24 protein-coding genes and 1 tRNA gene are annotated in these 22586 nt (G+C 35.4%); 15 read left to right on the top strand and 10 right to left on the bottom strand.

Annotation, left to right across the window (positions count from 1 at the left end; genetic code table 11):
• Positions 1-75 precede the first annotated feature (75 nt).
• The 3 genes from D2K40_RS03900 to D2K40_RS03890 all read left to right on the top strand — a co-directional run bounded on the left by D2K40_RS03900 (position 76) and on the right by D2K40_RS03890 (position 3709).
• Positions 76-1929: a monovalent cation:proton antiporter family protein gene (locus D2K40_RS03900; RefSeq protein ID WP_117153220.1), complete on the top strand. Its 1854-nt coding sequence runs from the start codon at positions 76-78 to the stop codon at positions 1927-1929.
• A gap of 132 nt (positions 1930-2061) precedes the next feature.
• Complete coding sequence (gene fabI, locus D2K40_RS03895; RefSeq protein WP_117153218.1) at positions 2062-2841, top strand: enoyl-ACP reductase FabI; 780 nt, start codon at positions 2062-2064, stop codon at positions 2839-2841.
• A gap of 304 nt (positions 2842-3145) precedes the next feature.
• Complete coding sequence (locus tag D2K40_RS03890; protein ID WP_117153216.1) at positions 3146-3709, top strand: CotO family spore coat protein; 564 nt, start codon at positions 3146-3148, stop codon at positions 3707-3709.
• A gap of 100 nt (positions 3710-3809) precedes the next feature.
• On the opposite strand, the gene D2K40_RS03885 is transcribed toward D2K40_RS03890, so the two are convergent.
• Positions 3810-4262: a CotY/CotZ family spore coat protein gene (locus D2K40_RS03885; protein ID WP_117153214.1), complete on the bottom strand. Its 453-nt coding sequence runs from the start codon at positions 4260-4262 to the stop codon at positions 3810-3812.
• A 255-nt stretch (positions 4263-4517) separates the two neighbouring features.
• Here D2K40_RS03885 and D2K40_RS03880 point away from each other — a divergent pair, with 255 nt between their 5' ends.
• From D2K40_RS03880 to D2K40_RS03875, 3 genes are all read left to right on the top strand, one after another.
• Positions 4518-4814, top strand: a complete 297-nt coding sequence (locus tag D2K40_RS03880; protein ID WP_117153212.1) for a hypothetical protein — start codon at positions 4518-4520, stop codon at positions 4812-4814.
• A gap of 65 nt (positions 4815-4879) precedes the next feature.
• Positions 4880-5053 (top strand): hypothetical protein, encoded by a 174-nt coding sequence (locus D2K40_RS16335; protein ID WP_162879129.1) that lies wholly within the window; start codon positions 4880-4882, stop codon positions 5051-5053.
• Between the two features lie 66 nt (positions 5054-5119).
• Complete coding sequence (locus D2K40_RS03875) at positions 5120-5401, top strand: hypothetical protein (protein WP_117153210.1); 282 nt, start codon at positions 5120-5122, stop codon at positions 5399-5401.
• Between the two features lie 19 nt (positions 5402-5420).
• On the opposite strand, the gene D2K40_RS03870 is transcribed toward D2K40_RS03875, so the two are convergent.
• The 3 genes from D2K40_RS03870 to D2K40_RS03860 form a co-directional block, all read right to left on the bottom strand.
• Positions 5421-6098, bottom strand: a complete 678-nt coding sequence (locus D2K40_RS03870; protein WP_117153208.1) for a DUF421 domain-containing protein — start codon at positions 6096-6098, stop codon at positions 5421-5423.
• Positions 6099-6160: 62 nt separating this feature from the next.
• Positions 6161-6598 (bottom strand): GNAT family N-acetyltransferase, encoded by a 438-nt coding sequence (locus D2K40_RS03865; protein WP_117153206.1) that lies wholly within the window; start codon positions 6596-6598, stop codon positions 6161-6163.
• Positions 6599-6722: 124 nt separating this feature from the next.
• Complete coding sequence (locus tag D2K40_RS03860) at positions 6723-7316, bottom strand: cell wall hydrolase (RefSeq protein ID WP_117153203.1); 594 nt, start codon at positions 7314-7316, stop codon at positions 6723-6725.
• Between the two features lie 303 nt (positions 7317-7619).
• Here D2K40_RS03860 and D2K40_RS03855 point away from each other — a divergent pair.
• From D2K40_RS03855 to D2K40_RS03840, 4 genes are all read left to right on the top strand, one after another.
• Positions 7620-7691, top strand: a tRNA-Val gene (locus D2K40_RS03855).
• A 949-nt stretch (positions 7692-8640) separates the two neighbouring features.
• On the top strand, positions 8641-9195 hold the full coding sequence (locus D2K40_RS03850; protein WP_117153200.1) for a TVP38/TMEM64 family protein: 555 nt from the start codon (positions 8641-8643) through the stop codon (positions 9193-9195).
• 141 nt (positions 9196-9336) lie between these two features.
• Positions 9337-10224, top strand: coding sequence for an RluA family pseudouridine synthase (locus tag D2K40_RS03845; protein WP_117153198.1), 888 nt, complete (start codon positions 9337-9339; stop codon positions 10222-10224).
• A 22-nt stretch (positions 10225-10246) separates the two neighbouring features.
• On the top strand, positions 10247-10477 hold the full coding sequence (locus D2K40_RS03840) for an excisionase family DNA-binding protein (RefSeq protein ID WP_117153196.1): 231 nt from the start codon (positions 10247-10249) through the stop codon (positions 10475-10477).
• Positions 10478-10545: 68 nt separating this feature from the next.
• On the opposite strand, the gene D2K40_RS03835 is transcribed toward D2K40_RS03840, so the two are convergent.
• Positions 10546-10995, bottom strand: a complete 450-nt coding sequence (locus D2K40_RS03835; RefSeq protein ID WP_117153194.1) for a hypothetical protein — start codon at positions 10993-10995, stop codon at positions 10546-10548.
• Positions 10996-11205: 210 nt separating this feature from the next.
• Here D2K40_RS03835 and D2K40_RS03830 point away from each other — a divergent pair, with 210 nt between their 5' ends.
• On the top strand, positions 11206-12651 hold the full coding sequence (locus D2K40_RS03830) for a DEAD/DEAH box helicase (protein WP_117153192.1): 1446 nt from the start codon (positions 11206-11208) through the stop codon (positions 12649-12651).
• Positions 12652-12887: 236 nt separating this feature from the next.
• On the opposite strand, the gene D2K40_RS03825 is transcribed toward D2K40_RS03830, so the two are convergent.
• Both D2K40_RS03825 and D2K40_RS03820 read right to left on the bottom strand, forming a co-directional pair.
• Positions 12888-13334, bottom strand: a complete 447-nt coding sequence (locus D2K40_RS03825; RefSeq protein ID WP_117153190.1) for a S1 domain-containing RNA-binding protein — start codon at positions 13332-13334, stop codon at positions 12888-12890.
• Positions 13335-13421: 87 nt separating this feature from the next.
• The gene (locus D2K40_RS03820; RefSeq protein WP_117153188.1) at positions 13422-14978 is read right to left on the bottom strand and encodes an ABC-F family ATP-binding cassette domain-containing protein; all 1557 of its coding nucleotides are present in this window, start codon (positions 14976-14978) and stop codon (positions 13422-13424) included.
• A 206-nt stretch (positions 14979-15184) separates the two neighbouring features.
• Here D2K40_RS03820 and D2K40_RS03815 point away from each other — a divergent pair, with 206 nt between their 5' ends.
• From D2K40_RS03815 to D2K40_RS03805, 3 genes are all read left to right on the top strand, one after another.
• The gene (locus tag D2K40_RS03815; RefSeq protein WP_117153186.1) at positions 15185-16111 is read left to right on the top strand and encodes an LCP family glycopolymer transferase; all 927 of its coding nucleotides are present in this window, start codon (positions 15185-15187) and stop codon (positions 16109-16111) included.
• Positions 16112-16523: 412 nt separating this feature from the next.
• Positions 16524-17480: a calcium/sodium antiporter gene (locus D2K40_RS03810; RefSeq protein ID WP_117153184.1), complete on the top strand. Its 957-nt coding sequence runs from the start codon at positions 16524-16526 to the stop codon at positions 17478-17480.
• A 21-nt stretch (positions 17481-17501) separates the two neighbouring features.
• Positions 17502-18848 carry a DUF2252 domain-containing protein gene (locus D2K40_RS03805; RefSeq protein ID WP_117153182.1) on the top strand — a complete coding sequence of 449 codons (1347 nt, stop codon included), beginning with the start codon at positions 17502-17504 and terminating at the stop codon, positions 18846-18848.
• 181 nt (positions 18849-19029) lie between these two features.
• Here the strand turns inward: D2K40_RS03805 and D2K40_RS03800 are convergent, their stop codons facing one another.
• Both D2K40_RS03800 and D2K40_RS03795 read right to left on the bottom strand, forming a co-directional pair.
• Positions 19030-19473, bottom strand: a complete 444-nt coding sequence (locus tag D2K40_RS03800) for a S1 domain-containing RNA-binding protein (protein WP_117153180.1) — start codon at positions 19471-19473, stop codon at positions 19030-19032.
• A gap of 172 nt (positions 19474-19645) precedes the next feature.
• Positions 19646-20758: a CapA family protein gene (locus D2K40_RS03795; protein WP_117153178.1), complete on the bottom strand. Its 1113-nt coding sequence runs from the start codon at positions 20756-20758 to the stop codon at positions 19646-19648.
• Between the two features lie 332 nt (positions 20759-21090).
• Between D2K40_RS03795 and zupT the strand changes: the two genes are divergently transcribed.
• Positions 21091-21891: a zinc transporter ZupT gene (gene zupT / locus D2K40_RS03790; protein ID WP_117153176.1), complete on the top strand. Its 801-nt coding sequence runs from the start codon at positions 21091-21093 to the stop codon at positions 21889-21891.
• A 46-nt stretch (positions 21892-21937) separates the two neighbouring features.
• On the opposite strand, the gene D2K40_RS03785 is transcribed toward zupT, so the two are convergent.
• On the bottom strand, positions 21938-22525 hold the full coding sequence (locus tag D2K40_RS03785; protein ID WP_117153174.1) for a LysM peptidoglycan-binding domain-containing protein: 588 nt from the start codon (positions 22523-22525) through the stop codon (positions 21938-21940).
• Positions 22526-22586: the final 61 nt, after the last annotated feature.

Below are 22586 nucleotides of genomic sequence, written 5' to 3'. Positions count from 1 at the left end.
AATGACATTGGGGAAATGTCAAAGATAAAAAAGAATGGGTGATACCCATCAGGGAAAATGAAGGGGGTTTTAATCATGGAACATGCTGAGTCTGTTAGCTCGCTTGTGATTGTTATTTTAGCAGCATTTTTAACACCGATCATCATGCATCGGTTTAAGTTGAATATGATTCCGGTTGTTGTAGCCGAAATTATCGTTGGTTTAATTATTGGGTACAGTGGCTTTAATATTGTAGAGGAAAGCAATTGGTTAGAAACACTGTCTACATTAGGATTTATCTTTCTAATGTTCTTAAGTGGTTTAGAAATAGATTTCAGTCTATTTTCGAGAAAGAAAAAAGGACAGAAGGTATCAAGTAATGCAAAAAATATTCCTAATCCTGTTGTGTTAGCAACAGTCGTATTCATTGGAATATTCTTATTCTCATTACTATTATCTTATTTATTTGTTCTTGCTGGTTTTATTGATAATGTATTCTTAATGACGTTGATCATTTCAACAATATCATTAGGTGTTGTTGTGCCAACTCTTAAAGAAGCACAAGCTATGAAAACACAGATTGGTCAAACAATTTTACTTATAGCTGTTATTGCAGATTTAGCAACCATGATCTTACTTGCAGTATTTGTTTCCTTTTATGGAGAATCTTCTGGAAGTATGTGGCTCTTACTAATTTTGTTTGGGGTAGGAATCTTACTATATTTTGTAGGGAAGCATTTCCGAAACCAAACATTTGTTGAAACGATGTCTAAAGGTACGATTCAGATTGGTACGCGAGCAGTATTTACTTTAATTATCTTTCTTGTCGCTGTCTCTGAATCAGTTGGTGCTGAGAATATTTTAGGTGCATTTTTAGCTGGTGCGCTTGTATCTTTATTATCACCAAATCACGAGCTAGTACAAAAATTAGACAGTTTTGGCTATGGATTTTTAATTCCAATCTTTTTTGTGATGGTTGGTGTTGAAATTGATCTTTGGTCCTTATTTGAAGATCCACAGGTCTTACTGCTAATTCCGTTATTATTGATAGCTCTTCTACTTTCAAAATTAGTACCAGTTGTCATATTAAAGAAATGGTATGATACAAGAACGGTTGTTGCATCTGGGATGATATTGACAACAACATTATCCCTAGTTATTGCAGCAGCTGCAATTGGTGAACGTATTGGTGTAATTGATAGTCAAATGGAAGGTGCACTTATTTTGGTAGCTGTATTGAGCTGTTTAATTACACCACCAATTTTCAAAAAACTATATGTGCATCAAGAAGAAGAGGTACCGAAACAAATTATATCTTTTATTGGCTCAAACCAAGCAACATTACCTGTTGTGCGTGAATTAGATCAAGACTTATTTGAATTTCATCTTTATCACACAAAGCTGGATAAAATTGATGAGAAAATCACACGATCTGTTTTTGATATTACCGAACTAGAATCTTACCAATTAGATCAATTAGAAGGTTTAGGAATATTCGATGTTGATATCGTAGTAGTATCTACAGGTAATGAAGAGACAAATGCGCAGATAGCTTGTCATGCGAAGCAAAAAGGTGTTGATCGTGTTATTGCACGTGCAGAAAAAACAACTACTGGTAATGAACTTAAGAAAAACGGTGTTGAAGTTTTCTCTGTATTGTTATCAACAAAAACGTTATTAAAAGCAATGATAGATGCACCACATGTTGTTGATATTTTAACTAACCAAGATAATGCTTTATATGAAATTCATATGAATAATTCACTTTATGATGGTATTATGTTACGTGAATTTCCGTTTACTGGTGATGTGATCATGGTACGAATTTTCCGTGGTGAAGATTCAATAGTTCCTCATGGTGATACGCGCTTGTTATTAGGTGATCAACTTGTTGTTACTGGGTCAACAGAATATGTAGAAGAATTACAAAGTGTGTTAGAATATAGTTAAGGTACAGCCTGCTTACATTGATCGTAAGCAGGCTGTTTTAAATATATATTATTGAGTTTATAATGATTTTGATATAATATAGTAGTAGGTACTAATAACAACTTATAATACTTATTAATAGGAGGATACAAAATGAATTTTTCACTAGAAGGTCGCACCTATGTAATTATGGGTGTTGCAAATAAACGAAGTATTGCTTGGGGTATTGCAACTTCATTGCATGCAGCCGGTGCGCGTTTGATTTTCACATATGCAAATGAACGTTTTGAAAAACCAGTAAGAGATTTAGCTGCAACTTTAGATGGGCAGGACGCATTATTTTATCAATGTGATGTTACAAGTGATGAAGCGGTACAAACAACATTTGATCAGATTAAAGAAGATGTTGGTACAATTCACGGTTTAGCACATTGTATTGCTTTTGCTCAAAAAGAAGATCTAAAAGGTGACTTTGTTGATACAAGTCGCGATGGTTACTTATTAGCACATAATATTAGTGCATATTCTCTTGTAGCGGTATCGCGTGCAGCACAACCATTGATGACAGAAGGTGGCGGCATTGTTACTTTAACATACCTTGGTGGAGAGCGTGTTGTGAAGAATTATAATGTGATGGGTGTAGCAAAAGCAAGTTTAGATGCTACGATGAAGTACCTAGCTAACGATCTAGGACAACATGGTGTACGTGTGAATGCAATCTCAGCAGGTCCAATCCGAACACTTTCAGCTAAAGGTGTAGGTGATTTTAACGCAATACTAAAAAATATTGAAGAAAAAGCACCATTACGCCGTACAGTAACACAAGAAGAGGTAGGCGATACAGCGTATTACCTATTAAGTAATTTATCACGTGGTGTTACTGGTGAGATTATTCATGTTGATTCAGGTTATAGCATTTTAGGTTTATCATAATATAGAAATGTAGAAGGCCAGCTCATTTTTCATGGAGTTGGTCTTCTTTCTTGTTTATAAATCTGCAGATATGTTCACTAATGGGCACATTTAATTTGCTCCTTACATATATTATCAGGGATATTGATTTATCCCGGTGTAATCGTCCGTAAAACTCCCACTTCAAAACATCGAGAAAAATAAAGTTGTTTAAGTGGGAGTAAACGGACGCTAACACCCCGAATGGTTCAACTAACAATCAGTGGGGAAAGGCAAAAAAACCACTGATTGAAGGTTCACTTTATTGTGAGGGAGGAAGCCCAATATGAGAAAACGAAGGAAGAGGTATACAGAACGACCAACTGTTTATATTGCACAACCCGATTTTGAAAAGCCAGCAGCATCCATGCAATCAGAATATCGTACACCAAAAAAAGTTGAGTCTACTAAAACGACTAATAAGCCAGAAATACCAGTTCGTCCAAAAAAAACAAAGCGAAAAGCAGTAAATGTAGCAGATAAGGAGCAGTCATTAGATAAAGTAGAAAGTAATAGTGATTTAGATGTAGATCGTGAGGAAGTAGAGAATGATCACTATGAATCATCGGATGATATAGCTTTGCAAGATAACGAAGTGGAAGAATCAAAGAATTCATCAGACAAAAAAGCCTTTGTAGACATGTCTGTAGTTGAACAAGTTGACTACTTAGCAACATCAAGAGCACATGTCCCTAAAATAAAATGTGAAATTACAACAGAAAAAGAAAGGTATCGTGGTATTGTTAGAGAAATTGAAGATGATATTGTAAAATTTGAATCATTTAGACGACCGAAATTTCATCAGATTAAAATTGAAGAAATACAGACGATTCGATTACTTGGATTTTAAATTTTTTTTGAATATCTTGTTAGATTAGAATAAGTAGTAAATATTAAGATAATGGTTAATAAAAAAGGTCTGGCACATTGGCCAGACCTTAATTTTTTGATTATAGTGCGCTGATTGCTGGTAGACAAGTAATGTGACAGAAGCAGTCTAGATCTACAGTGATACAAACACCTGTTACTTCCAAATCGCTTGTGTTTTGTTTAACTGGAGAACATGGGTCTGCATCGTCATTATCCTCACGAAGCAATTCTAGAACAGCACAATTGTCTTCATCTACTTGTTTAACTCTGAAGTAGAAGCTACTAAACGCTGCTCCTAAATCTTCTACTGGAACGCCATATCCTTTAAAAGGTTTGCAGTTTCCTTCACAGTATAAAATTACGGGTACAGTATCTAAGTTGTTAGCTGCTGGTGCTGTGTCTCCTAATAAATCAGCTATAGATTGTTCACAGCTTGTTGTGCAATCGCTTAATAAATCTGATTGTGCATCTGCAATCTCGCGAAGAATATCAGCTACACAATTCCCAGAATCAAATTTCTTTCCACATGCCATGTTATTTTTCCCCTTTCCATATTTGTGTTAATGACTTTATCGTCACTTATAGAGTATGTATCATGTACTTTGTTGTGTGGGCATATAGCTCAAGGGTAAAAAATGAGTTATATAACTAGTTTTGATCAAAAGGAAGTTAGCAATTGAGTTTTTTAGGCAAAATTATTAAAAATGGGCGAATATCACTTGCGACATAGTTAGATTCACATAGACTAGTAGCGGTTAAGCTTTCAATAAAAAGGAGTGAAGCAGGAAATGTCAGAGGAGAAAAAAGAACCTAAAAAAGTAATTCACGTGAAAGACCTCGTAATAAAAGCAGATAATGTATATTTTGAACCACAACAAGAACAGCATCGACCATATGAGCGCCAACGTCCATTTGATGCTTTTTTCGGGCAAAGAAGAGAAGAAGGACCACATGAAAGAGTAGAAGCAGTTCAAGAGGAAGAGTATAAAGAAGATAAGCATGAAGAAGTGGAAGAAGAAATTTTAGAATCAAAAGACGAACATAAAGAAGAGAGAAACGAGAGACGTCCATTTTCCTGGCTATAACGCAAATCAAGGATAGCAGTTAATTGTTATCCTTTTTTTAATAAGATTGAAAGAAGTGGATCAGAGTGAGAGTTGATCGTTTTATAAAAAATATCGGAATCATTCGTAAGCACTTAGAAAAAAATGAAAAGTATCTTCGACGTCCAGAAAAGAAAGTCGCGCCAGTTATTAATGATGTTGAAAAGGAAATGCGAGCTATCGAGAAAAAGATGAATGAATGGGAAAAGCATCTCGAATAGTATGAGGATTTCATGCATAAAAATAAGTTGTAAAGGGTATAGAGTGATATAAGGGAGGAATGGCATATGGGTTATATACTTCCAATCGAAAATTATCAATATCAACAGTATCAGAATCGAGTGACACAACCACAGAGAGATCCATATCCTATTGAAAGGTTATACCCTGCACAATTAGATATGGCGTATGAAAAGCAGTCTACTAATGAAGATGATTATATTACTGATTCTGATAAACCAGAAAAAAAGAAGCAAAGATTAGCAATGACTAATCATACGACATCCAGTGCTGAAAAAGTATATGCCGAAATGACGGGAATTGGTCGAACAATTAATAAAACAGTATAATATAGAGAAAAGGAGAAACTCAGATCGTTTGAACGAATAGAGTTTCTCCTTGTATGTATTCCGCATAAAATACATCTTTATAAGAATTGATATTTTGTCGTTGTAACTCATTTTCTAACCAGGCTTGATCTTGTTTTATCTCTTTTAAGTTATCCTTGATAATTTCTCCATCATTAATTAATGCGAACGATAACCGCACATCTTCTGGATTTAAGTTGAGGTCTAAACGAGTAGGTGTCTGAGAATGTGATTTTTTCAAAACAGAAACAGTACCGTCTGTTTCAAGAACTGCGTAATCGACATCACGAATTGAAAATACATCCTTAGAACGTAACATGCTTAGAAGCTGGTTAACATCAAGCTTGCTTTTAGCCATTACTTCACGTTGTAATTTTCCTTTGTGAATCACAATTGAAGGGCGTCCTTCTAAAAGAGATCGCGTCCGCTTAAACTTTTGTGTAGCAATTTCTGTGACATAAAGCAGAGTCCCCCATAAAAGAATGGCGAATCCAATATGAAATAGGCCAACTTCATCATCATATAACGCGTTACCCACTAATTCCCCAAGAATAAGAGCAGAGATAAAATCAAAAGCAGTAAGTTGTCGGATTTGTGATTTTCCTAATACTTTTGTTAGCAAAAATAATAAGAAGAAACCAAATAACGTTTCAATTAAAATTGAACTTGCATCTTCCATCAACGCACCACCCCATTTTTATACTATCTTTTTAGGATAGCCAATAGAGTGGCTTTTATACGTTAACTCGTTTTAGCAATTAACTTTTTTTCCATTGTAACATGCGGCATACCAGCATCGAGAAAAGTATTCGATATCGTTTGATAGCCCAATGCTTGGTAAAAAGATTCAGCATGGGTCTGTGCATTTAGTTTCGCTCTGCGGATGTCTTTTGCAACAAGTGCTTCTTCGATAGCTAGCATCAGTTCTTTGCCTAAAGATTTTCCGCGATATGCTTCTAAGACACAGATTCGTTCAAACTTTCCGTAATGATCAACAATGCGCACTCTGCCAGCAGCAACAGGCTTATTGTCAAGGTAACCGACAAAATGGTGCGCTTCCACATCTAAATCATCTCGTTCAAGTTCGGCTGGAACGCCTTGTCCTTCAACAAAAACATGGTGTCTTACTGTATATGCATCTTGCAGTTCTTTATCATTTAATGCTTGTACAATCTTCATCTAATGGTACTCCTTTATCAATCGAATATTGATTAGTATATCACTTATTGGTGCAATTTTGGATAAAAAACAGGCGCTTAATCAGAATTTTCATTCGATTAAGCGCCGTGTTTAGTGATAAAGTTTATTTTGCGAAGCGATGGTTTCCGATTGTAATAGTCACTTCACGTGTTAAAATCCAGTCACTTTTTGCTGTTCTTGGATTATAAAAATAGATTGATCCTTGACCTTGGCCGCGGAATGCCAAAGCTTCCTTTACAGCACGTTTTGCTTCTGCATCAGCAGGTTGATTGATTGTACCATTTTTTACTGGTGTAAAGGCGTAATAGCCACCAACAGATCGTTGATAGATAACACCACTAACTGTGTTAGGGAAATCTTTGTGATCAACTCGGTTTAAGATAACTGTTGCAACAGCAACCTTACCAGCATATGATTCTCCCTTTGCTTCCGCATGTACCATTCGTGCCATTAAATCTTGGTCACTTGCTGAAAGGGTGGTAGGAATCGATAACGTTTCTCCAGGGTAAATTAATGCACTATATCTATTATTTATATGTTGTAAGCTTGCTAGAGAGACACCATGTCTATTCGCGATTTTCCATAAAGAATCACCAGATTGTACTGTATATGATGTTGCTGCATCAGCTATTGTTGGTAGACTAAAAAGACTTAACGTTAAGCCAAGTGTTACTGCAATTTTTTTAATACGTTTCATTTGTAGCCCTCCTTGTAATCTATCGCTCTATTAAAAGGCTACCAGTTGTAACATAGTATTTCATCGCCCAAAAATTGGCTTTTATTTGATTGGTACTGTGACACTCAGAACTGATCTAGATTGCGAGATTAATAGGAAATGTTTACTAAGTGATGAATTTTGGAGAAAGCTGGTTCTATTTGCAGGGATAGGTATGTTTGTTTCATTACTGTTGCAGCAGTATGACAGGTGTTTTTTTAAAATATTGACAAACGCGATATTGCAGATTATGATATAACTTATTAAAACCTATTAGAATATCGTGTCTCGTTAGCTCAGCGGGAGAGCACTTGCTTGACAGGCAAGGGGTCACTGGTTCAATCCCAGTACGGGACATATTACTTAAAAAATCTTGGTAGAATTATACTGAGATTTTTTTGTGTGAAAATAATAAAAAAAGCTAAAATTCTAGTTGTAACGCCACAGTCATGCTGTGTTACGCCAAGTAGAATTTTAACTTTTCAATCCAGTATAGCATATAGTATGAAACCCGTTTCATAGCAAGGTTAAATTTGTAAAAGATTGTTTACGACATAATTTATATAAACTATGCATTTAAAAGAATTTCTTGATCCGCTCCTCAAATGAAATTGCCTCCCTTTCCGCAGGGCACGACCTCAGCTAACTCGGAGGCAAAGAACACCTCCGAGTGGATCTTCAGATCGCGCTGTTCCTGCAGGAGTGTCGGCAATTTCATTTGATACGCTAGATAGTCTAAAAATAAAATAATAAATTACAGCCTTGTTTAGCAACAGAAAACTTATTGATTGTTAGTAAATAAATCATAATTAGTTCTTCTAACTAGTGGAGGAAGCAAATGGATGACACACCTGTGGGAACAGCTAATGTTTTCGATGGGGCGAGTAATTGCAGTCCCACAAGTCGCAGATCCACTTGTAAAGTGTTTTTCTTTACCAAGTTAGCTGAGACTGAGCCCACGGAAAGGAAATCCATTTGGGGCTGCGATTACTCGCCCCACCAAAACCACTGCTGACGGAGCGGTTAGTAACTTAAGTTACAGCTAATCTACATTTTCTATCAAGTCCGCATGTTTACTAAGCAACAATGTATAAGAAATGGGTCTTTGTAAAATATGTTACACCATATTAAAAACTTCAATTTTGGGGATATAATATAGATAACATGAATAGTCTAGTTAAAGAAGGTAGTCCGACTAAAGCGAAATAGGCTGTTCACTCGGTAGATTTCGGCCTATTGCAAATCATTTGTTTTTGAGTTATCCTACATTGTTAGTAATATATTTAAGCAGATAGGAGGGAAAAACATGGATCAATTTGATCAATCCCTTGAAATGTTTATAAATGGAGCGGGATGGTTAGCTCCGGTTCTATTTGTTCTTTTACATGTGCTTCGACCGCTTTTCTTCTTACCAGTTATTGTGGTTTGTATTGCTGGCGGTGTGTTATTCGGACTTGTCGAAGGCGCAATATTATCCTTAATCGGACTCTCACTTATGAGTCTTATTTCTTATAAACTGGTTAATCGTTTTCCAAAATTCCGTCGAAATGTTACACGTTTAAAAGAAAAAGTATTTCCTAATCGAATACTTACTGTTGGGCAAGTGATGGTTTTGCGAGTTATGCCATTTGTTCATTTCCATTTACTCTCACTGTATCTCATGGAGATGACAAAGTCGTTTAAAGATTATATGTATTATTCTGTTCTAGGACTAATTTCACCTGCAATTCTATACACTGCGTTTGGTGAGGCAATTACTGAATTACCTTGGTATGTAACCATCACTTTAGTAATCTTCTTGGTTGGACTTTACAAATATTTAGATAGACGAAATAACAAATTAAATATAAATCTTGGTTAATTTAACCTTTATTCGTTATTAAAGAAATTAAAGTAGAGAAGCTCCAGCCTCTGTTCTAGGTTGGAGCTTTATGCATTGTGGTATGTCTTTTAAGGAATGTTATAATAAATTATAAGTAGAAATGAAGGAAGTAGGAATAACATGGCTAAAAAAAATAATGCATCAACAAACGAAACAAAGTATATGGTAGAGGAAGAGGCAGAATTATTACCTTTTCTTTTACAAGTAATTGATCGTGGTAGAAATCATGTCAAAGCAGTCCTAGCACGTGGACAAGTCTTAGTAGATGATCAGGTTGAAACAAAATACAATGCAACACTTAACAAAGGCCAAACGGTTACGGTATTGAAAGAAGCGGTAGAAAAAGCATCAATAACAGGGCTTACTATCCTACATGAAGATGACGCTATTATTGTGATTAATAAACAAGCAGGATTACTTTCGATTGCCTCTTCAAAAGAAAAAGAAATGACAGCATACCGCCAATTAATGGCACATGTCCGTCAACGTAATCCTAAAAACCGCGTATATATTGTTCATCGTCTGGACCGGGATACATCAGGTGTGATGCTTTTTGCAAAAAGTGAAGAAGTGAAACGCAAGCTACAGGATAATTGGAAGGACAGTGTGAAAGAACGGACGTACATTGCACTAGTCGAAGGAAAAGTAAAGAAAGAAAAAGGAACCATCTCATCGTGGTTGAAAGAAAGTAAAACACATAAAATGCATTCGAACAAAGAACCAAATGGTGGGCAAAAAGCAGTAACACATTTTAAGAAAATACAGGCAAATGCTAAATTTTCTTTATTAGAAGTAGAACTTGAAACAGGTCGAAAAAATCAAATTAGAGCACATATGGAGGATATCGGCTACCCGGTTGTTGGTGATAAAAAGTATGGTGCAAAAACAAATGAAATAAAGCGGCTTGGGCTCCATGCTAAAGTGCTTGCATTTAGGCATCCGACTACGGGCGAATTTTTAAGATTTGAAGCTGACGTACCAAAATCTTTTTTCAGTAAGTCAAGATAATTTAGTTAGAAGGGTGATATAAATGTACTTAACGATTAAAGAGACGGCAGAATATCTCGAAGTGGCGGAAGCGCAAGTAAGACAACTGATCTACCAAAAACAAATTCGTGCCCTACATGATGGTGAGAAATATTTGATTAATGATGATCAGTTTAATACCCATTTCGAACAAGTGGACAACTACAAGAAATTGGTACAGGAGATCTTAGAAGAGCCAATTCCAGAAAGTGTTGATGTGAAAGATGAAGATTAACAAAAGATAACATGATAAAAAATCCCACCTGCAGCATATGGTAGCATGCGATAGGTAGGGATTTTTTTCTAGCGACTAGGTCTAAAACCTTCTTGTTTCAGGTAATCAACGGCACCATTATAGGTAGCATATGTGGCTTCTAATAGGTTGCCAGCATATATGTTCCAGGAATCAAAGTCATTAACCAGTAGCAATGTTTCCTTATCTCTATTGATCCATGTTTCTTCAAAAGGTTCTTGTTCAGACAGTGAGGCAATTGATTGATCGATCACTTTACGTAAGGCTTTTTCGGAAAAGTCACGGATATTTACCATACCTTTTGTATCAATGTCATAGTCATCATCAATTAATTCTGCGAAGACATAGCCGTTCCCATTTGGATGTAGATGGTAAACAACATTTTCTTTATCGATCACACTTTCTTTAAATTTAAAATTGACGCGTCCAAGTGATACATCATTACGCTCCAACATAGGGTAAGATTCAATTATTGCAAGTTTTTCTTCAAATGTAAGCATGGTACCTCCAAATTTAGGTTGTTTTTTAGGATGCAGTCCATATTATAACACTTGTATTTTGAAAAATACCACTTTTCTAATGAGAATTCCACAAAAGAACTGCATTCTCTAATTTTTCTAGTATAATGAACATATTCCGATTTTGCATATGCTTTTTCTCCTAAGGGAATTCTATATAGAAGTCGAACAAACAAAAGGTGAGGTTAATACATGAATGAAAGAAAATTTAAGGATTATAATTTAAGTGAAGAGGTAACAAGGGCGCTTAGTGTTTTAAAGTATCAAACACCTACAGAAGTCCAAAGTAAAGTAATTCCAAGAGCATTGGAGAGTCAAGATCTTGTTGTTAGATCTGAGACTGGTAGCGGAAAGACTGCAGCTTTTGCAATCCCAATTTGTGAAAAAATCGAATGGGAACAGAAGAAGCCGCAAGTGTTAGTACTTACACCGACAAGAGAGCTTGCTGTTCAAGTGCAAGAAGATATCACAAACATCGGTAGGTTTAAGCGGATTAAAGCAGTATCTGTTTATGGCAAAGAACCGATTGCTAGACAGAAAGAAGAATTGAAGCAAAAAACACATGTAGTTGTTGGGACACCAGGACGCATTATTGATCATATTGATCGTGAAAATGTGGCATTAGATGAAGTGAAGTATCTTGTCATCGATGAAGCAGATGAAATGCTCCATATGGGATTTCTTGATAAGGTCGAACAAATAATTGCGGAACTTCCGAAAGATAGGATTACGATGGTGTTTTCTGCAACATTGCCTAAAGATGTGGAATCTCTTTGTTATAAGTACATGAAAGATCCCGTCAATATTGAGATTGAGACATTTGGAGTTACAACCGCAACGATTGATCATCGTCTGATTGAAGTTAGAGAAGATGATAAATTAGCCTTGCTAAAAGATGTAACAGTTGTTGAGAATACAGAGAGTTGTATTATCTTTTGTAATACAAAAGAACATGTGGAAACAGTCTATGCAGAGTTAGAAGCGGAAGGATATTCTTGTGAAAAACTTCATGGAGGCTTGGAACAAGTCGATCGTTTTGCGGTAATGGAAGGCTTTAAAAAGGGGAATTTCCGTTATCTGATTGCGACTGATGTAGCAGCTCGAGGAATTGATGTTGATAACATTACTTTAATTATTAATTATGATATTCCACTAGAAAAAGAAAGCTATGTCCATCGCACAGGAAGAACCGGACGTGCTGGTAGTACTGGAAAGGCCATTACATTTGCGACACCAAATCAAGGGAAATATTTGCGAGCAATTGAGCGCTATATTGGATTTGAAATCCCTGAAATTGAAGTGCCTAATAAAAAAGAAGTAGCTCGTAATAAACATGCGTTTGAAGAAAAGATGAACACGACTAGAATAGTAAGAAATAATAAAACAGAACGAATCAATAAGAATATCATGAAGCTACAATTCAATGGCGGGAAAAAGAAGAAGATCCGAGCGCTAGACTTTGTTGGAACAATTACAAGTATTCCTGGTGTAGAAGCGGATGATATTGGTATTATCACGATTAAAGATAGCCAATCCTTTGTTGATATTTTAAATGGAAAAGGTTCATTGGTATTACAAGCAATGGAGCACACAACAGTTAAAGGGAAATTGCTGAAAGTGAAAGAAGCAAAAGAGTAAGAGATTAGTTTAACATTTATAATCAATCGAAAAGTGACTATTGAATTGTGCAGCACAATTCAATAGTCAATAATATGACGTTTGCCGAATAATTGCAATTTTTGCTGAATTAGTACTCACATTTGCTCAATAATAGCAGATTTTGCTGAATTACCGCACGTATTTGCTGGATTATCATCAAATTGCGTATATAAAAAAGACAAGCCAGAACTGGCTTGTCTTTTTACATACAAGGATTAGCCGCGTCTTCCGCCTCTGCCACCTTGTTTTGATTCTTTACTACGTTTTAGTGTGTACTGATTCTCTTCACTCGTTTTTAAGAAGTTAGCTATTTTATCTTCAAAGCTCTCTTTCGGCTTAAAGTTACCTTTAGAGCGTCCATTTTTAGAGTTTCTGTCATCATTACCTTGACGAGGACGTTTTGTGTAAGAAGTTTTTTCTCTTTCGGGTCTATCTATTGCTTTTTTGATAGACAAGGCAATCTTGCCATCCTTCTCACTAATTACTTTAACTTCAATTTGGTCACCTACAGTAAGATGATCATTCACGTCTTTTACATAGCTATCTGCTACTTCACTAATATGCACAAGACCAGTTGTGCCACCAGGTAATTCTACGAATGCTCCAAAATTAGTGATACCAGTTACTTTACCCTGAACCTTACTACCTATTTCGATTGACAAAAAATTTCCTCCTCAATAATAATGAAACCAACTTATTATAACAAATTACCTTGTAAAATTCAATTCAATTCCTGTAAAAAATATAAGCTAAAATACCTTTGTTGTCCAGTCCTCACAGTTCCAAACGTCTGTTACAATCCCTTGATAAAAATCTGGTTCGTGTGAGATAAGCAAGACACTGCCCTTGTATTCCTTAAGTGCTCGCTTAAGTTCATTCTTTGCATCAATATCTAAGTGGTTAGTAGGCTCATCCAATACAAGTAAATTGGTGTCCTTATTAATCAATTTACACAGTCGGACTTTCGCTTTTTCGCCACCACTTAATACTTGAACTTTACTTTCTATATGTTTTCTAGTAAGACCACATTTTGCTAAGGATGCGCGAACTTCTTGCTGGGTAAAATGACGGAATTCCTCCCAAATTTCTTCAATACATGTGTTTTGGCTTGTTTCTTTTAATTCCTGCTCAAAATAACCAATATGCAAGTGCTCACCTTGTTGAACAGAACCAGATACTGGTTTTATTTCACCAAGAATACTGCGTAGCAGGGTCGTTTTTCCGATCCCGTTTGCTCCAGATAAAGCAATCTTTTGACCGCGTTCCATTGATAAATTCAGTGGTCTCGATAGCGGTTCATCATAACCGATTACAAGATCTGTTGTTTCAAACAAGTATTTACCAGGTGTACGGGCTTGGTTAAAATGAAAATGCGGTTTTGGTTTTTCTGCATCTAACTCAATAACATCCATCTTATCTAGTTTTTTCTGACGAGACATGGCCATTTTACTAGTGGCAGCATTAGCCTTATTACGTGCAACAAAGTCTTTTAGATTAGCAATTTCTTTTTGCTGTTTTTTATGTGCTGATGCAAGCTGCTGCTTTCTCATTTCATATACACGTTGAAATTCATGATAATCGCCTGGATAGCGATTTACTTGTTGATTTTCCATATGATAGATTAAATTAACGACACTATTCAAAAATGGAAGGTCGTGCGAAATTAAAATAAATGCGTGATCATATTCTAATAAATAGTTCTTTAACCATTCAATATGCTCTACGTCAAGATAGTTAGTTGGCTCATCTAGTAATAGGATATCTGGCTTTTCTAGCAATAACTTCGCGAGCAATACTTTCGTACGTTGCCCACCACTTAAGTTATGGACTTCGCGATCTAGACCAAATTCATTTAATCCAAGACCATTTGCAACTTCCTCAACTTTTGCATCAATCATATAAAAATCATTATTTGTAAGGGCATCTTGGATACGTCCGGTTTCTTCAAGAAGTTTTTCTAATTCGTCGGGTTCAACCTCACCCATTTTTCCAAATAGGTTATTCATTTCTTCTTCCATATTATAAAGGTACTGAAACGCGGTTCTAAGGACGTCGCGAATCGTCATACCTTCTTTTAAATTCGTATGTTGGTCCAAATAACCAACTCGAGTATGTTTTGACCATTCAACTGTACCAGCATCGGGTTCTAGTTTGCCTGTAATGATATTCATAAAAGTGGACTTACCTTCACCATTGGCTCCAATAAGACCAATATGTTCGCCTGCTAATAAACGAAAAGAAACGTCATCGAAGATCGCACGATCACCGAATCCATGACTTAAATTTGTTACTGTTAATAAACTCATAATTTAAACACCTTTTCTTCTTAATAGTTAATCCTTATCTATTATAAAGGGGAAACGTGAAAAGTGATAGAGTTATGAGTAATAATATCTTGGAAAGATTCAGTAAAAGGTGTATTATTGAAAAAGAATGCTTTGATATCAGATATGATACTAAGGTTGCAAAAGATCTAGTCTAAATGTTTTGTATTTTAAAAAAGAGGTGCAATATGGGTCGAATAGAGAAAAGGAAGAAAAATAGATGGTGGAAAATCACCTTACTAGTGGTTGGTTTAGTTGTACTAGTAGGAGGATTGTATGCTTATTCGGTCTATTCTGACGTAAAGCATACCGTAAATGAGGACCTACATGAATCTGTCACTTCGATTGATAATAAGGTGACAAAAGAAAAGGTAGAAGAGAAAGAACCTCTTAATGTTCTTTTGTTAGGAGTAGATGAAAGGCAAGGCGATGTAGGACGTTCAGATACAATGATTGTGATGACACTAGATCCTGATAATGATCGGATGCAAATGGTTAGTATTCCAAGAGACACTCGAACAGAAATTATAGGTCGTGGTACGGTCGAAAAAATAAACCATTCTTATGCTTATGGTGGTAGTAATATGGCTGTAGATACTGTTGAGAATTTCTTGGATATTGAACTTGACTACTTTGTTCGTGTAAATATGGAAGGATTAAAACAGCTTGTAGATGCTGTCGATGGTATTACTGTAAATAATAATTTAGCTTTTAAGAATGGTGGGCATCAATTTGATGAAGGTGAATTAGAGCTAAATGGAGAAGAAGCATTAGCATTTGTACGAATGCGGAAACAAGATCCTAAAGGTGATATTGGTCGTAATGAACGTCAACGCCAGGTAATTGAAGGTGTGATTAATAAAGGGGCCAGCTTTGGTGGGGTTAGTAAGATTAATGATATCTTAGAAGTTCTAGGGAACAATGTAAGTACTAATATGGACTTTTCTGATATGAGGTCACTCGTGACAGACTATAGTAGTGCACGTAAAAACACAGAAACCTATCAAATTACTGGTAACGGTAAATTTATTGGTGATTTATGGTATTTAATCGTGCCGGAAGAAGAAGTAGAAAAAGCACATGAGATGATTACAAATTTCCCATCGAAACAGTAAACAGTAAAAAAGGATAACATATGACTTTAAATAGGCGGTTGACAACTATTGTCAATTGTCTATTTTTTCATAATACTTTATATTAGAATAGATGGTTTATAATTGCCCATAATCCTGAAACAAAAGCCATTCCTAAAATAATTCCCAATACTATTAAGAAAAACTTCATTGATTTCTTTTCCATGAAGATACCCCCTTTTGCAATTTTTCTGATCCGGTAGTGAAAGAATAATTTCAATATTGTTTTAACATAAATATCCAATGTGATTAAATTGGATATTTCTATGCTGATATTAAGGTTTTTTGTTGAAAATGTATTAAATGTATTTAAATTAGGGTAAACAAGGAAATGATTGGGCAGGTAATCGTGTCCTAATCACATAGTATTTTAAAATGAGAGGATAATAGCAACATGACATATATTTTATTAATTATTGGGTTCGTTTTATTAATTAAAGGTGCCGATTTCTTTGTAGATGGCGCTTCAAAAATTGCAACAGCATTACACGTATCACCGTTACTAATTGGTTTAACTATTGTCGCGTTTGGGACAAGTTCACCGGAGGCAACAGTCAGTATAGTATCTGCTTTAGAAGATAGTGCAGGTGTTGCGATTGGTAATGTCATCGGTAGTAATATATTTAATATTACACTTGTAGTTGGGTTAACAGCATTAATTAACCCATTGAAAGTAGAAAATGAGACGATTAGAAAGGAAATTCCATTTACGCTACTTGCAAGTCTTGCTTTACTCATCTTAATGAGTGATGTAGCACTTCAGTCATTGACCACAAATTATATTTCAAGAAGTGATGGGTTTATTTTTCTATTGTTCTTTGCTGTTTTTTTATACTATATTTTCGAAGTGGCGAGAAAGAGTCGCACAACTGCTATGCAAGATACGACTCCTAAAGAAAAACCAGCATGGGGAAAAAATATCGTATTTACAGTGAGTGGCCTGTTGGCGATCATTTTTGGTGGAGAGTTAGTCGTTCGAAATGCAACGGAAATTGCGTTACTGTTTGGTATGAGTGAAACGTTGGTTGGTTTAACGATTGTCTCAGTCGGTACGTCTTTACCAGAGTTAATCACCTCTATTACCGCTGCAGTTAAAAAGCAAAGTGAGATTGCACTTGGAAATATAATTGGTAGTAATATATTTAATATTTTACTTGTATTAGGATCGTCTTCTGTAATAGCACCACTAGCAGTCGATAGTGTACTGTTTGTTGATGTAGTTGTAATGATCGCATTAACGATTATCTTACTTCTTTTCTCAGGGACGAATTATCGTATAGGAAAACGGGAAGGTATACTCTTAGCTAGTTTTTATATCATGTATATGATTTATATCATTATCAGGAATTAGGAGCAATTAGGAGGGTACTAAATGGTTCAAGATGTTAAAGAACAGATCAAACATACAAATGACTATTTGCGAAAACAGACGATCCATGAAATATTAGAGCAATTTGATGGGCAAATTATGTTGTTAAGTAAAAAGAATCGACGCGCTAAATACGCGAAAATGAAGGAAGATGCCTATAGTTTTTTTCGAGGTAGTATCTTTTTGTTTTATTATGATGTAACCAAAATTCCATTTTCTTATCATACAACAGAAGATAAACCAGCCTGGATTCTTGGTGATTTACATTTTGACAACCTTAGTGCTTTCCAAAATGAAGATGGCGATATTGTATTTGATGTCGATGATTTTGATGAAGGGTACTTTGGCTCTTATCTATATGATGTACTCCGAATGGTTGTTAGTATCCGATTAGTTGCTGAAAAACAAGGATTTGATGAAGATGAACAGGACAAGCTAGTTAAGATTTACTTAAAGAAATATTATCAGCATTTAAAGAAATTCTTAAAAGGGGATAAAGATCCTGTTACAAGACAATTCACGATGGACAATACAAAAGGTCCAATTAAGCAAACCTTAGAAAAGTTAGTGAATCGTGATGCAACACGTAAACTTGAGAAACAAACGTATATAAATGAACAAGGTGAACGGAAATTTAATCGCGAAAAAACTAAATTGGATAACGTCTCCAGTAATGAATATAAGGAAATTATCAAAGTATGGGATAACTATTTAAACAGTTTAAACAAGGAAACGTTTCAGGGAAAAGCGCATTACAAGATTAAGGATATTGTGAAAAAAACGGGAGCTGGGATTGGCTCAACAGGATTGAAGCGGTTCTATATATTAATTGATGGCCAAAATGAAAATGATAATCATGATTGCGTCCTTTTAGAAGCAAAAGAAGCTCGGACATCTGTAGCTGCATACTTTTGTGCCTATAATGAAACATTTTGGGATGAAAATGATCATCAAGGAAAACGTGTAATCAGCACACAAAAGGCGATGCATCACAAAGCTGATCCGTATTTAGGTTATTTTTCAATCAAAAACCGGCAATTTTATGTGAGAGAACGATCTGCTTATGAAGAGGATTTAGATACAACGAATCTCGATGATTATAAAGAATTGAAGCGAACTTTAAAGACAATGGGTAAAGTTACCGCAAAAATTCATGCACGCGCTGATGTAGATATTGAACATGGTATCTTAGACTATCATGGAGAAGAAGAAATTTTGAAAGCAATAGGCGATGATAAAAAAGGATTTAAAAAGGAAATGGTAAAATGGTCTAAATTCTATAAAGAACGTGTGGAAAAGGACTATATTCTATTTCAACAATGGTTAGAGGAGTATTTTTACAAAGGGTGAAAATAGAGGGGTTCTTTAGTAAATGCGCATAGTTATGTACGATCTTTTGGAAGTTTAACTAAAAGAGAAAAAGAAATAAAGAGACTTTATCCTGCTACTTTGGGTGAAGTCTCTTGTGCATTTCTTTGAAGAAAGTTTCAATTGAATTTAAACAAGGGATTAATTTGATTTCTGAGGAGTATTATCCTCGTTTTGAGCCTCTTCCACCTTGTTTCGATTCTTTACTACGTTTTAGTGTTGATAAATTTTCTTCACTTGTCTTTAGAAAATTTGCCATCTTATCTTCAAAGCTTTCTTTCGGTTTGAGATTCCCTTTAGGGCGACCATTTTTGGAATTTCTATCATCTCTTCCTTGACGTGGGCGTCGAGAGTTTCCTGTTTGTCCTTCTGGTTTTTCTACTGTTTGTTTGATAGATAAGGCAATTTTGCCATCCTTTTCACTAATTACTTTGACTTCAATCTCATCACCTACAGTAAGATGATCATTCACATCTTTTACATAGCTATCTGCTACTTCACTAATATGCACAAGACCAGTTGTGCCACCAGGTAATTCTATGAATGCTCCAAAATTAGTGATACCAGTTACCTTACCTTTTACTTTACTACCTATCTCGATTGACAAAAAAATTTCCTCCTCAATAATATTAAAACCACTTTATTATAACATGATACGAAATATGATTACAATTATACAATATGCTTGCTATAAAATAACTAAATATTCGACGTAAGCTTTTAGAGAAGCTACGTCGAAATACTTATAAGATACATGAGAATAGATAGGTTTTATAATATTATTCTGGATCTTCTATTAAGTATGCAACGTTATCTAGTAAAGTGTAGGCGTTATTAGGAACACGGTCATCTATGTTTAAGTCCGCGCTTAAGGTGAGAATCTTGTTAATCAGCCGATCTGCATCCGCACCTTCTAATTGAGTTGGTTGATAATTATTGCGAGCTGTTGTAGATGAAATTCTAGTTGGAATGATTTTAATATCTTTTTTATTTGTTAAGCTATTAAATGAGAAGTGAAATGTTTGCTGGAAAATAAATGTGTCTTTATCGCTAGGGTTTCGATTCCCCCCAAACATGAAGTTACCTAGACTGTATATAATAAACTTATCCTTATAGTTTTCAACACCTTGAACGACATGTGGGTGATGTCCAAGAACTAGGTCTGCTCCTGCATCAATTGCAAATCTACCTAATGCTTTTTGTGTCGCATTTGGATGATATTGTCGTTCATCTCCCCAATGAAAGTTTGCAATGATTAATTGTGCTCCATTATCTCTTAGTGTTGTTATGTCTTTTTGAATCGTTTCTCGAACATCAGCTGAATCTAACCAACCTTTATATCCAATTGCACCGACAGTGATTCCTTTAATTTCTTTCAATAATAATCTGTCATAGCCGAATGAATTTACTTGATACTTTTCCAAGTTTGCAATCGTATCATCGTAGCCTTTTTGGAGATAATCGAAGGTGTGGTTGTTTGCCAAATTAACAGCTTCGATGCTTGAAGACGTTAGTATTTCTGTATAAGCAGGCTTCCCTTTAAAACGAAACTTCTTACTCGCTTTTTGATTACTGTCTGTTAAGGTTGTTTCTAAATTAACAATAGTGAGATCATCATTCTCAAAAATAGACTTTACATTTTTACCGAAGAAGTCTACACCTTGATTATCCATTTCATGATGGAATGTACCATGGTAGCCAAAACTATCGTCACTACCGATTGTGACATCCCCGGCTGCGCTGATTGTTAGTTCTGTTCTAAAAGAAAGTGCGGTTATCGGTTTGAAATAGACTTTTTTGAAGATGAAATCTTGAACAAGTAAGGGTTCAGTACTTTTCGGTGTAAACAGAGCACTATAAGCATAGGTTACTTTTTCTTTCCCAATAAACATAAATGATAAAAACAAGAGCAAAAAGGCGAAAATAGGAATAATGATTCTATAACTTTTAAGTTTACTGATTTTGTCCACCACCAATATATTAGTTTTTCAATTAAATATATTGATGAGAAACACCTAATATGTTCCTAATTTTTTTAAATGATAGTTTGGATTTCAAGGAAAGTACATTGAAGAAATGATATGTGTTTACAGAAGTAAGGAAATACTTTATAATTAAGTTGGTCAAAGGAAACAATTATTTATTTGTGCAACTTATGATGTTTTTCACATATAATAAATTCTAAAAAATGAGATTATTTTTATGAAAAAGGAGGAGAAAAAGTATGCCTGAAAATTTATTACTGGCGTTCGGATTAACATTATTTGCTGGGCTTGCAACGGGAATTGGAAGTGTACTTGCATTTTTTACATCTACCACAAATACAAAGTTTTTATCATTATCACTGGGGTTCTCTGCCGGGGTGATGATTTATGTCTCGATGGTTGAAATATTTGTGAAAGCGCAAGATTCGCTTGTTCTTGCTTTAGGAGAAGGATTAGGGAAGTGGATGACAGTTGTCGGTTTTTTTGGAGGAATGGTTTTAATTGCTTTAATAGATAAATTTATTCCAAAACAAGGGAATCCTCATGAATTGAAAAAAGTAGAAGATATGAGCAAAAAACCCCATGATCCAGCTTTATTAAAAATGGGAACATTTACAGCGATAGCAATTGCAATTCATAATTTTCCTGAAGGAATTGCTACTTTCACTTCAGCAATCCAGGATCCAACTTTAGGTATAGCGATCGCTACTGCAATTGCGATTCACAATATCCCTGAAGGAATTGCTGTATCTGTACCGATCTATTTTGCTACAGGTAGTAAGAAGAAAGCTTTTAAATGGTCATTTTTGTCTGGGTTATCCGAACCCGTAGGTGCGGTTGTGGCTTACTTGATTTTGATGCCTTATTTGAATGACGTAATGTTTGGAATTATTTTTGCATCCGTAGCTGGTATTATGGTTTTCATCTCTCTTGATGAATTATTACCTGCTGCAAAAAAATATGATGAGACACATCTGCCGATATATGGTCTTATTGGTGGCATGGCAGTTATGGCCGTTAGTTTATTACTATTCATATAAAAATAATAGCTCCTGCATCTGATGCAGGAGCTAATTTTTAAGTTTTTTATTTAGTTGGAATTTTGACTTCTGAACCAATTTGCAATAGATACGCATCTACATCTGGATTTGCTTCAAGTAAATCATCTACAGTTATACCATCATAAATACTTGCAAATTCATAGAATGTGTTACCAGGCTGAACTGTGTGATAGACAAAATCTTCATCTTCTGCGACATCTTCACTACCATAGTCGAAAACTACGATCTCTGAGCCAATCATTAGGCTCTCAGGGTCGACGTCAGGATTTAATTTTGCTAAATCATCTGCAGTTACACCTTCATATACTGCAGCAATATCCGAGAGTGTGTTTCTTGGCTGAACTACGTGTGTCACTACATCTTGTCTTGTGTCACTACTCTTTTCTGACTCATCTGTCGGTATAACAATCTCTGCTCCAATAGGAATCATTCGAGGAGCATACTCATTTGCTTCTACTATTTCTTCAGTAGAGACATTTTCATAATCTTGAGCTAGTCCCCAATACGTGTCACCAGGATCTACTGTTACTGTCTCGGATGCTGAAACGCCGATTGCCCCAAAAATCATCCCACCTCCAACTACAGATGCTATCATTTTTGTGATCTTCTTCATTATAACTCCTCCTTTTAGTAACGGTATATTAGACTATACCACGCGTTAGAGGTGTTAAACA

The sequence above is a fragment of the Paraliobacillus quinghaiensis genome, assembly GCF_003426025.1.
Lineage (GTDB): Bacteria > Bacillota > Bacilli > Bacillales > Amphibacillaceae > Paraliobacillus_A > Paraliobacillus_A quinghaiensis.
The sequence above is the reverse complement of the archived record's forward strand: the minus strand, read 5'-3'. Positions and strand labels throughout refer to the sequence as shown.

Bases quoted from the DNA above. Each gene is read 5' to 3' on its own strand.
- D2K40_RS03885 (WP_117153214.1), bottom strand. From the start codon at position 4,262: ATGGCATGTGGAAAGAAATTTGATTCTGGGAATTGTGTAGCTGATATT.
- D2K40_RS03850 (WP_117153200.1), top strand. From the start codon at position 8,641: ATGGATCAATTTGATCAATCCCTTGAAATGTTTATAAATGGAGCGGGA.
- fabI (WP_117153218.1), top strand. From the start codon at position 2,062: ATGAATTTTTCACTAGAAGGTCGCACCTATGTAATTATGGGTGTTGCA.
- D2K40_RS03870 (WP_117153208.1), bottom strand. From the start codon at position 6,098: ATGGAAGATGCAAGTTCAATTTTAATTGAAACGTTATTTGGTTTCTTC.
- D2K40_RS03835 (WP_117153194.1), bottom strand. From the start codon at position 10,995: ATGCTTACATTTGAAGAAAAACTTGCAATAATTGAATCTTACCCTATG.
- D2K40_RS03785 (WP_117153174.1), bottom strand. From the start codon at position 22,525: ATGAAGAAGATCACAAAAATGATAGCATCTGTAGTTGGAGGTGGGATG.
- D2K40_RS03865 (WP_117153206.1), bottom strand. From the start codon at position 6,598: ATGAAGATTGTACAAGCATTAAATGATAAAGAACTGCAAGATGCATAT.
- D2K40_RS03795 (WP_117153178.1), bottom strand. From the start codon at position 20,758: ATGTTTATTGGGAAAGAAAAAGTAACCTATGCTTATAGTGCTCTGTTT.
- D2K40_RS03875 (WP_117153210.1), top strand. From the start codon at position 5,120: ATGGGTTATATACTTCCAATCGAAAATTATCAATATCAACAGTATCAG.
- D2K40_RS03860 (WP_117153203.1), bottom strand. From the start codon at position 7,316: ATGAAACGTATTAAAAAAATTGCAGTAACACTTGGCTTAACGTTAAGT.
- D2K40_RS03810 (WP_117153184.1), top strand. From the start codon at position 16,524: ATGACATATATTTTATTAATTATTGGGTTCGTTTTATTAATTAAAGGT.
- D2K40_RS03845 (WP_117153198.1), top strand. From the start codon at position 9,337: ATGGCTAAAAAAAATAATGCATCAACAAACGAAACAAAGTATATGGTA.
- D2K40_RS03830 (WP_117153192.1), top strand. From the start codon at position 11,206: ATGAATGAAAGAAAATTTAAGGATTATAATTTAAGTGAAGAGGTAACA.
- D2K40_RS03900 (WP_117153220.1), top strand. From the start codon at position 76: ATGGAACATGCTGAGTCTGTTAGCTCGCTTGTGATTGTTATTTTAGCA.
- zupT (WP_117153176.1), top strand. From the start codon at position 21,091: ATGCCTGAAAATTTATTACTGGCGTTCGGATTAACATTATTTGCTGGG.
- D2K40_RS03890 (WP_117153216.1), top strand. From the start codon at position 3,146: ATGAGAAAACGAAGGAAGAGGTATACAGAACGACCAACTGTTTATATT.
- D2K40_RS03880 (WP_117153212.1), top strand. From the start codon at position 4,518: ATGTCAGAGGAGAAAAAAGAACCTAAAAAAGTAATTCACGTGAAAGAC.
- D2K40_RS03840 (WP_117153196.1), top strand. From the start codon at position 10,247: ATGTACTTAACGATTAAAGAGACGGCAGAATATCTCGAAGTGGCGGAA.
- D2K40_RS03815 (WP_117153186.1), top strand. From the start codon at position 15,185: ATGGGTCGAATAGAGAAAAGGAAGAAAAATAGATGGTGGAAAATCACC.
- D2K40_RS03805 (WP_117153182.1), top strand. From the start codon at position 17,502: ATGGTTCAAGATGTTAAAGAACAGATCAAACATACAAATGACTATTTG.
- D2K40_RS03820 (WP_117153188.1), bottom strand. From the start codon at position 14,978: ATGAGTTTATTAACAGTAACAAATTTAAGTCATGGATTCGGTGATCGT.